Source organism: Murinocardiopsis flavida, from assembly GCF_003014485.1.
Taxonomy (GTDB): Bacteria; Actinomycetota; Actinomycetes; order Streptosporangiales; family Streptosporangiaceae; genus Murinocardiopsis; species Murinocardiopsis flavida.
Genome location: NZ_PYGA01000010.1, coordinates 236,913 through 242,912 on the forward strand (window position 1 = coordinate 236,913; position 6,000 = coordinate 242,912).

A 6,000-nucleotide genomic window follows, 5' to 3' on the forward strand; every position below is an offset into this window, starting at 1 on the left:
AGCGATCCGCTCCCCGCCGCACGCACCCCGCACGCCGATCAGGTGGACGGGGCGGTACCGGCACCCGGGGTGGGGCGCATGCCGGGCGCTGGTCAAGTGGACCGCGCGATACCGGGCACTCGGGGTTCGCGCGGCGCGTGGGGCGCGGCGAGCACCGCACGGCGCACGACGCGCGCCGATCAGGTGACCCGCACCGCCGCGCACACCGCTATCCTGGTTACGGTCTGGACCGAAATTTCTGGTGGTACGGTGCGGCCCATCGGCGAGTACAGGGCGGGCCCGCGCGGGCGGTTCGGCCGGTGCGCGGTGGCCCCGGGGGCGCCGCGCCGCACCGGCTCAGTGGTGGAGGTCGCATGAGCGTCACGGTCGGCGTGGTCGGTCCGGAGGACCTGGTGGCCCGCGTGCTCACGGTGGCCGACTCGCTGCCGGGCACCCGGCTGGTCGCCCTGCCCTACCCGCACGTCGACCTGGCGCCCGAGGTGGCGCGCGACGGCCAGGCCGACACCGACGCCCTGCTGTTCACCGGGGTCATCGCCTACACCCGCGCGAGCAACGCCGGTGTGCTGCGGCGCCCGGCCGGCTACGTCTCCTACAGCGGGGCCACCCTGCTGCGGGCGCTGGTGGAGCTGCTCCGGCTCGGCCACGACGTGACCCGCATCTCCATCGACACGCTCGCGCGCGACCAGGTCGTCGACACGCTGACCGAGGCGCGGCTGCCAACGGGGCACGTGCGGGTCCTCCCCTACGACGCCTCGCTGAGCTCCGAGGACATCGTCCGGTTCCACCGCGAGGCGCGCGAGCACGACGGCACCGAGGTCGCCGTGACCTGCCTCGGGTCGGCCTTCGCGGCGCTCGACCCCGTGCTGCCCGCCGTCCGGCTGACCCCGTCGCGGCACTCGATCGCCGCCGCGCTGCGCTCCCTCGTCCTGACCGCCTCCGGGCGGCACATCGGGGACGCCCAGGTCGCCATCGGGCTGATCGACGTGCCCGGTGAACCCCCGGAGTCCGAACTTGCGCTGCTCGGCGCCGCCGCGGCGACGCGCGACGACGGCGTGCGGATGCTCGTGACGACCCGGGGGCTGCTCGAACACCACACCGCCGGGTTCACCCGGCTGCCGCTGCTCGGCGGGTTGAGCGCGCGGCACCCCGCGGCGCACGCCGGGTTCGGGGTCGGCCGCACCGCTGCGGAGGCGGAGTCTCGGGCGCGGCACGCGCTGAACCGGGCCGCGCACGTCGGTCGGCACGCGGCCGTGGTCACCCTCAACGAGGAGGTCGACGTCGTGCTCGCCGGTGCGAACCCGCCCGCCGCGGAGCCGTCCGCCGCCGCGGACCCGCCGCGCGGCACCGACGACATCCCCCTGCTCGCCCACCGGGTCGGGCTGCGCCGCGAGACGCTGACACGCCTGCACGCGCTCTCCGGCGTCCGCAGCGGCGAGGGGATCACCGCGCTGGACGTCGCCGACCACCTGGGCGTCCAGCAGCGGACCGCGCGCCGGATCCTGAAGCGTATGGAGCACGCCGGGCTGGCGGTGCCGCTCGGGGGCCGCCAGGAGGGCCGCACCGGGCGGCCCCCCGTGGCCTACCTCCTCCAGATGTGACCGGTCGGCCTCTGTGACCGGTCAGCCCCCGAATGTGACCGGTCAGCGATGGAGGAGCGGCAGGACTCCGCTGCCGAACGCCTCGATCGCGCCCATGGCGTCCTTGTGCGGCATGAGGGGCGGCTGAATGCGCAGGACGACCCCATCGGCGCCCATGGCGCTGTACGCGGCCAACCGCTCCGCGCACTCCTCGGGGGTGCCGATCACGGAGCGGGCCGCGATCGGGTCCCAGTCCTGGGCGTAGCGGGCGGCGTCCATCGAGGTGCGCTTCCACCCGGTGTAGTCGTCGTAGAGGCCGCGCAACGGGCCCTCCAGCGCCGCCCGCGCGGCTTCGGCGGTCGGCGCGCAGAACCCCTCGCGGCAGACGATCACCTCGGAGTCCAGCGTCCCCTCGCCCCGTTCGAGCCCGCGGTACTCGGCGATCTTGCCGGGCAGTTCGGCGTCGGTCTCGTTGAACGAGGTCGTCCAGCCGTCGCACATGCGGGCCGTGCGTTCGAGGACGGCGGAGACCCGGCCGCCGTTCCAGATGCGGGGGCGCGGGTCCTGGGCCGGGCGGGTGCTGAGGAAGGCCGAGTCCAGCCGGTGGAAGCGGCCCTCGTGGTCGACGGACTCCTCGGTCCACAGGCGGCGGAGGATCTCCAGCGCCTCCTCGAAGCGCGCCACCCGCTCCGCCTTCTCGACACCGAACAGCGCGAACTCCTCGGGTCGGTACCCGAGGACGAAGCCCGCGGTGAGGCGGCCGCCGGAGAGCGCGTCGATGTGCGCGAGCTGCTGGGCGAGGTGCACCGGGTGGTAGAGCGGGGCGATGATCCCCGCTGTCGCCAGGCCGATGCGGTCGGTGTGCGCCGCGAGCCAGGTGAGGGTGGTGAGGACCTCGTGGTAGCCGGCGCGGTGCAGGTGCCGTTCGCCCAGCACCACCCAGTCGAACCCGGCCTCCTCGGCGAGGCGCGCCTGCTCGACCGCCTCGGTGAGCGACACCGGGCCGCCGTCGGGCCGGTAGAGGTTGAGGTAGAGCCCCAGCCGCATGGAGTCCTCCGCTGTCGGTAGAAGTTCGTTGGAAGCTCTGTGGGAGATCGGTTGGAGAGCCGTCGGCCGCGGTGCCGGGTGGCGGGCCGCGGGACGTTGACACCCCAGACATTGCCACTTACGGTCTAGGCCGTAAAGAGCCTTTGGTGCAAAAGAAGCAAGGGGACACTCCGCGTGAGCATTCTGGACACCGCGGCGGACGACGCCGTCGCGCCCGCCTCGGCCCGCATCGCCGAGATCCGCACCCGCTCCGTGTCCGCCGACTACGTCCGCCCGTTCGCGATCAGCAGCGGCGTCAGCACCACGCTCACCAGCGTCGTGGTCGAGGTGCGCACCGAGGACGGCACGACCGGGTCCGGCGAGTCCTCGCCCATGACCGCCTACAGCGGCGATACCGAGGCCGGGGTCACCGCGGCGATCCGCGACCACCTCGCCCCCGCGCTCATCGGCACCGACCCCATGGCGTTCGCCGCAGCGAACGCGCGCATGGACGCCGCGCTGCGCGGCCAGCGCATCGCCAAGGCAGGGGTCGACATCGCGCTGCACGACCTGGCCGGCCGCCTCTCCGGGCTGCCCACGCACCGGTTCCTCGGCGGGGCGGTGCGCGCCAAGGTCCCCTCGACCTGGGTGGTGGGCCTCGCCCCGGTCGAGGACTCCGTCGCCGAGGCCGTCGAGCGCGCGGCCGCGGGATTCGGCCACATCAAGGTCAAGGGCGGCGGCGACCCCGAACGCGACCTCACCCTCGTCCGCGAGGTCCGCGCCGCACTGCCGCCCGGCGTCGAACTGTCGATGGACGCCAACGAGGGCTACGACCTGCCCACCGCGCAACGAGTGCTGCCCCGCATGGCCGACGCCGGGCTCGCCATCGTCGAGCAGCCGCTCCCCCACTGGGACGTCGCCGGGATGGCGCGGCTCCGCGAACGCCTGGAGCTGCGCGTCATGGCCGACGAGAGCGTGCAGTCCCTGCACCAGGCGCACCAGGTCGCGGCGCTGGGCGCGGCTGACATCATCAACATCAAGATCCTCAAGGTCGGCGGGCTGTACCGGGCGCTCCAGGTGGCGGCCGTCGCAGCGGGGGCGGGGCTCGCGGTGAAGATCGGGTCGATGCCGGAACTCGGCGTCGCCACCCTCGCCGCCCTGCACTTGTCGGCAGCTCTGCCGCACGCGACCGTCCCACCCGACCTGGTGGGCCCGCTCATGGTCCGGGACGAGCCGCTGGCCCCCGAGGCGTTCGCCGCGGCCGGCGGCGGCACGGTGGCAGTCCCAACCGTCCCCGGCCTCGGCCCCATCACGGACAGCGGACCGGACGCGCGATGAGGCGCCGGGCCCCGACCGGTCGCGCGATGAGGCGCCGGGCTCCGTGAACCATGCCGATCGGTCGCGCGCAGAGACACCGGGCTCCGTGAACCACGCCGACCAGACGCGCCACGAGGCACCCGGCTCCGTGAGCCATCAGGGGGCGCGACCATGCCGAACGACCCGCCGAACGCACCCGACGCCCCTCGGCGATCCCTACCTGCGAACGGGCAGACCGACCTCACACCGGCAGAACGACCCCAAAACCTAGGTGGAGCACCCATGACGTCCCCAGAGGCACCGGCCGCCGCACTGGCCGAGCGGCTGCGCGGCACCCTGCTGCCCGCCGCCTTCACCCCCATGGACACCGACGGCAGGCCGCTGCCCGACGCCCTCGCCGCCTACGCCGCCGGGCTCCTCGGCGGGCCCGGGCACGACACGGTGGGCGGGGTCGCCGTCTGGGCGCACACCGGGCGAGGCCTGTTCCTGTCCGAGCGGGAGCGCGCGAGCGTCATGGGCGTCTGGCGCGCGGCGACCGACCTTCCCATCGTCGCGGGCGCCGGAGTACCGCACGGCGTCCCCTCCAACACTGCGGAGCAGCAGGTCGCGGCCACCCTCGCCATGGCCGAGCACGCGGCGGGTCTGGGCGCCGACGCGATCATGGTCTACCCGTGCGCCGCGCTGCGCGCGCTGCCCGACCGCGACGCCCGCGTCCTGGACCTGCACGACCGCGTCGCCGAGACGACCGGCCTGCCCGTCGTGGCGTTCCTGCTTCACGGCGAGGCTGGCGGCTACCCCTACCCGCCGGCGCTCGTCCGCGAGCTCCTGCTGCGGCCCTGGACAGCGGGGATCAAGACCGCCACGCTATTCGACGCCGTCGCCTGCCAGGACGCCTTGGCGGCCGGGCAGGACACCGGGGCGCTGCTCATCACAGGTGAGGACCGCATGTACGGCCCGTCGTTCCAGTGGGGCGCGCAGGCCGCGCTCGTCGGCATCGCGGCAGCCCGCGTCGAACTGTCCGCCCGGGTGCTGCGCAGCTTCACGGACGGCGACAGCGCCGCGTTCCTCGCGGCATCCGCCCGGCTGGACGCCTTCGCAGCGGTGACCTTCCACGCCCCGATCGAGGGCTACATCCAGCGGATGATGTGGGCGGCCGTCGAGGAAGGACTCATCACCGAGGACGCGGCGAACGACCCATTCGGCCCACCCCCGTCCCGACAAGAGCGCACCGCCGTCCTCGATTGCCTCCGCCTGCTCGACGAACAGCCCTGACCTCCAAAGAAACAGCCTCGCCCGCCGCCAACACCGCTCCCACAAGATCCAACCGCCCACACACCCACCCGCCCCGCAGCACCCCGTGACCTCGATCGGCACCCGGAGGCCCAGCAAAGAAGGGGCTCCTCCGGCGAACGGGCGTGCGCGTGGTTCACTCGACAAACTCAGGCAGCCGGTGTCCGCGGATGCGGAGAAGCCCTTCTCTCCCGCGTTGCTCGACGCGGTTCGGCAGCGGTGCAAACCGTTCAATCGCAGCAACAGGGAGAGATCACCAACCAGAGCCGTCCATCACGTTTCAACAACACGCCACAAAGCCCCAGGTCATTAACTCCAAGCCCCGCGCACGCGGGGGTGAACCGACGGTGGTCGTCGCGATCATCGTCATCGCGTTCCAAGCCCCGCGCACGCGGGGGTGAACCGGTGGCGTCGAGGCACCCGGCCTTGCCGTTCCACCAAGCCCCGCGCATGCGGGGGTGAACCTGCACGGACTGATGGGCGGAACTGGTGTGCGACTGCGGTGCCACGTTACGGCTGGACGGCGCTGTCGGTCGGGTGTGAATTCCTGCGAGCGTTGATCACGGGTGTGCTGGCGGGGGCCGGTTGTGGTGGGGGCGTGGGTGTGGCCCGCCGGGGTGGGGGTCCCGGCGGGTCATTCCTGGTGTGGGGTGGGTCAGGGCCTGGGGGGTGGCGGCCCGGGGGGATCGGTGGGCGGCGGGCGGGTGCGGGTGCGGTGGAGGTCTTTGCGGGCGCGGCGGTGTTCCTTCTCCAGGTTGTGGGCGCGGCACAGGGGCTGGGCGTTGGCGAG

The 6,000-nt window shown here is 73.6% G+C and carries 4 protein-coding genes; 3 read left to right on the top strand and 1 reads right to left on the bottom strand.

What is annotated here, in order from left to right; genetic code table 11:
- Positions 1–353: 353 nt before the first annotated feature.
- The gene (locus CLV63_RS15820) at positions 354–1,598 is read left to right on the top strand and encodes a helix-turn-helix domain-containing protein (RefSeq protein WP_106583783.1); all 1,245 of its coding nucleotides are present in this window, start codon (positions 354–356) and stop codon (positions 1,596–1,598) included.
- Between the two features lie 42 nt (positions 1,599–1,640).
- Here the strand turns inward: CLV63_RS15820 and CLV63_RS15825 are convergent, their stop codons facing one another.
- On the bottom strand, positions 1,641–2,624 hold the full coding sequence (locus tag CLV63_RS15825; RefSeq protein ID WP_106583784.1) for an LLM class flavin-dependent oxidoreductase: 984 nt from the start codon (positions 2,622–2,624) through the stop codon (positions 1,641–1,643).
- Between the two features lie 174 nt (positions 2,625–2,798).
- Between CLV63_RS15825 and CLV63_RS15830 the strand changes: the two genes are divergently transcribed.
- Both CLV63_RS15830 and CLV63_RS15835 read left to right on the top strand, forming a co-directional pair.
- Complete coding sequence (locus CLV63_RS15830; RefSeq protein WP_211301329.1) at positions 2,799–3,941, top strand: mandelate racemase/muconate lactonizing enzyme family protein; 1,143 nt, start codon at positions 2,799–2,801, stop codon at positions 3,939–3,941.
- A gap of 261 nt (positions 3,942–4,202) precedes the next feature.
- Positions 4,203–5,192 (top strand): dihydrodipicolinate synthase family protein, encoded by a 990-nt coding sequence (locus tag CLV63_RS15835; protein ID WP_106583785.1) that lies wholly within the window; start codon positions 4,203–4,205, stop codon positions 5,190–5,192.
- Positions 5,193–6,000: the final 808 nt, after the last annotated feature.

What these genes read in the sequence shown, in the direction of transcription:
- CLV63_RS15820 (WP_106583783.1), top strand. Translation starts at nt 354, where the DNA reads ATGAGCGTCACGGTCGGCGTGGTCGGTCCGGAGGACCTGGTGGCCCGC.
- CLV63_RS15825 (WP_106583784.1), bottom strand. Translation starts at nt 2,624, where the DNA reads ATGCGGCTGGGGCTCTACCTCAACCTCTACCGGCCCGACGGCGGCCCG.
- CLV63_RS15835 (WP_106583785.1), top strand. Translation starts at nt 4,203, where the DNA reads ATGACGTCCCCAGAGGCACCGGCCGCCGCACTGGCCGAGCGGCTGCGC.